This is a genomic window from Herbaspirillum sp. UBA812, assembly GCF_002296545.1.
Taxonomy (GTDB): domain Bacteria; phylum Pseudomonadota; class Gammaproteobacteria; order Burkholderiales; family Burkholderiaceae_D; genus Herbaspirillum; species Herbaspirillum huttiense.
The window spans coordinates 1-3,263 of record NZ_DBIC01000169.1 but is presented as its reverse complement, the minus strand read 5'-3'; the positions used below and the strand labels follow the sequence as shown (position 1 = coordinate 3,263).

4 protein-coding genes are annotated in these 3,263 nt (G+C 66.4%); 1 reads left to right on the top strand and 3 read right to left on the bottom strand.

The window, feature by feature from the left end:
• Positions 1-140 precede the first annotated feature (140 nt).
• Genes B3873_RS11330 through B3873_RS11320 form a run of 3 tightly spaced genes read right to left on the bottom strand, consistent with a single transcriptional unit; the run spans position 141 to position 2,831 of the window.
• Positions 141-1,373 (bottom strand): amidase, encoded by a 1,233-nt coding sequence (locus tag B3873_RS11330; protein WP_286866091.1) that lies wholly within the window; start codon positions 1,371-1,373, stop codon positions 141-143.
• A 27-nt stretch (positions 1,374-1,400) separates the two neighbouring features.
• Complete coding sequence (locus B3873_RS11325; protein WP_199725106.1) at positions 1,401-2,369, bottom strand: polysaccharide deacetylase family protein; 969 nt, start codon at positions 2,367-2,369, stop codon at positions 1,401-1,403.
• 9 nt (positions 2,370-2,378) lie between these two features.
• Complete coding sequence (locus B3873_RS11320) at positions 2,379-2,831, bottom strand: hypothetical protein (protein ID WP_051156467.1); 453 nt, start codon at positions 2,829-2,831, stop codon at positions 2,379-2,381.
• Between the two features lie 212 nt (positions 2,832-3,043).
• Here B3873_RS11320 and B3873_RS11315 point away from each other — a divergent pair.
• Positions 3,044-3,263: ABC transporter substrate-binding protein (locus tag B3873_RS11315; RefSeq protein ID WP_286866090.1), on the top strand; the 220-nt coding region annotated here is incomplete at its 3' end.

Genomic DNA, 3,263 nt, shown 5'->3' with positions numbered 1-3,263 from the left:
CGGCGGGGCTGGGGGGGGCCGGTGCCGCTGCCGGTTTGGTGGCGTGCTCCTGGGACTTGCCAGTGCGGGAAGTCGGCTTGGTCGTCTTGCGGGGAGAGAGGTCGCTCATCGTCTAGTCATGGGGTGGATCATGCCCGGTCTCACTGCGCTGCCTGCAGGCTGCGCCACAGGCGCGTCGCCAGCCCGATCAGGGCCAGGTCGCTGCCGGCCGGGCCGAGCAATGATACGCCGATCGGCAGTCCGGCGGGAGTGGTGAAGGGCATGCTCACCTGCGGCAAGCCCGCCAGTCCGGCCACGCAGGTCAGGCGGAAGGTGCGCGCACGCACCTGGTCGATCTCGGCCGCCGTGGCGTCACGCAAGGGGGCCACGCTCGATGCCGAGGGCATCACCGCCACCCCGTCGGCGCCGAGCAGCGAGCGCACGCGATGCCGCACCAGATCCTGTTTCTCGCGCGCGGCGCGGGCGGTGTCGGCGCTGATGTTCTGCGCCATGTCCCAGCGCGCCTGCACCGCCGGACCGAACACCGGACGCGCCGAACTGATCCACGCTCCGTGGCATTGCCAGGCATCGAAGGCCGAGGCATGGATGTAGGCCTGACGCCATCGTTCCAGTTCGCCTTCGTCGCCCGACAGCCGCATGTGCTCGCCGGGCAGCTCGCTGCGCAGTGCGTCATAGACCCGCTGCACGACCGGATGGAACTCGGCCTCGGCCAGTTCCAGCAGATCGAATGGCAGCAAGACCTTGCGCAGTTGCGTGGAACCGGTCTTGGGCAGCAGCACCTGCCCGACCCGTTCGAAGGTCCCCGCATCATGTGCCAGCCAGGTGGCCGTATCGAAGCTGGGGCACAGCGGCGCCATGCTGGCCGTGGAGAGCAGGCCGAAGCTGGTGCGCAGGCCCCACACGCCGCAATAGCTGGCCGGCACGCGGGTCGAGCCGCCGGTGTCGGTGCCCAGCGCGAAGTCGCACAGGCGCGCCGCCACCGCGGCGGCCGAGCCGCTGGAGGAGCCGCCCGGCACGCGCTCCGGTGCGGCGCTGTTGACCGGCGTGCCGTAATGATGGTTGTCGCCGTGGATGCTGTAGGCCAGTTCATCCGTCAGGGTCTTGCCGACCAGCGTGGCGCCGGCCTGCAGCAACTGCTCCACCAGCGCATTGCTGCGCGTGGGGATGGGGTGGCTGCGCAGCCAGTCCGGGTTGCCGGCGCCGGTCGGGTGCCCGGCCACATCAAACAAGTCCTTGGCAGCGAAGCGCAACCCGGCCAGCGGGCCGCTGGCAGCGCCCGGCAGGGTGAAGCGGCCATGCGGCACGAAGGCACCGACATGGTCATCGATCTCGAAGGCGGTAGTACGAGGCGCAGGGGCCTGGGCAGTGCTCAATTCATTCTCCTGATGCGTCATGCCGGCTCAGAACGGCTGGCGTAATTGTTCGAGGCTGTCCACGTGGTCGCAGATTGCGCCGGGTGTGGTGAACCAGATCTCGCCGCGATCGCGCGCCGCCGCCAGATGCTGCAGGGCGGTGCGCAGATGGCGCAGGCGATAAGGCTGGCCGACCAGGTAGGGATGCAGGGCAATGCCCATCACCAGCGGCTGGCGCAGCGCCTGTTCGCGCATCTCGTCGAAGTTGTCCACGATCATGCGGGCGAAGTCGCGGCCATCCATCTGGCGCGCCACGATCATGGGGATGTCGTTCAGTTCCTGCGGATAGGGTATCGACCACAGCGTCTCGCCGGTGCGGGTGCGCATGCGTACCGGCTGGTCGTCATGCGCCCAGTTCAGGTTGTAGCGATAGCCGGTTTCCTGCAGCAGGTCGGGCGTGACCAGGCTCTCCGAAATCCAGGGCGAGAGCCAGCCCGTGGGCTGTACTCCGCTCTCGGCCTGGATGCGCGTGCGGCAGTGGCGCAGCAGGGCGGCTTCGGCCTCCTCGTCCAGCGTGCCTTGCTGATGTGCATTGGTGTGGCCGTGGCCAATCAATTCATCGCCGCGCGCAGCGAAGGCTTCCACCAGTTCCGGGCAATGATCATAGAGCGCGGTGTTGATGAGCACGCCGGCCGGCAGGCCCAGTTGTTCGAACAGTTCCAGGCAGCGCCAGGCGCCGACACGGTTGCCGTATTCACGCCAGGCATAGTTGAGGACGTCGGGCTCCGGACAGACCGGCCCCAGCTTGGCCCCCAGCCCCTCTCCGAAAGCGAAGTGCTCGATGTTGAAGCCCAGGTACACCGCCAGTCTCGCGCCATTGGGCCAGCAATAGTCGGGCCGGCGATGGATGGGCGAATAGCCGAAACGGCCATGCGAGCGCAGCACGCCATAGGCATCCCGTCCATCATCATGGCCCAGCGCTTCGCCCGCATTGGGCGGCAGGATCGTCGCTTGCATGCCGCCTCCTTACAGCTCGGCCAGGCCGGCGCGCACCAGCAGGCGTTCGGCACTGTCGTTCCATACATCCATCTGCACGATCAGCCCGTGGCGGATCACGTAGCGGTCCACGTAGCGATTGCCTTCGAAGGCCTCGCCATCGGGCCACACGCCAAACAGCGTGCCACGGTTGTAGACGATGGCTTGTTCGACCGTGGCACCGGCTACCACTTCGGTGCCCTCGAAACGCTTCTTGACCCAGCCATAGCGCGTGGCGTTGAAGGCTGCGCATTGCGCCGGGTCGATCATTTCCCGGCCGCCGGTAAAGCGGATCTTCAGCTCCGGCGAGACGAAGCGGCGCGCGGCCACCGGGTCGGGAATCATCAGCACGCGCAGGTATTCGTCCACCAGGGCGGCCGGATCATAGGGCAGGGGAGGCAGGGTTGTTCCCTGCCCGGTGATTGATGATGGTGCGGCGTGCATCATTTTCTCCATGGTTTGCACAAGCATTGTGCATTATTGAATGCAAGTTAAATATCCGATCAGCAGCAATATGCCGTATTTAATGCCGCCACTATTAGAGAGATATTGTCGGCAAAAATTAAGCCTTCCTGCTGCGCTTGGCATAGCCCTTGCATAAGTCATGCCGGGCAAAGCCACACACTTACTTCTCGGAACCTTATGGAGGCAACACCATGATTCGCCTGACCCGCCGTACCCTCATCGCCGCCGCAGCCGCCACCCTCGCCGCCGCGCTGTCGCCGCTGGCACTGGCCGCCGACCCCATCAAGATCGGCCTGGTCACGGCCCTCTCCGGCCAGTCGGCCCAGGCCGGCGAAGCCTTGACGCGCGGCATGAGCATCGCCATCGACGAGATCAACGCCAAGGGCGGCCTGCTGGGCGGGCGCAAGCTGG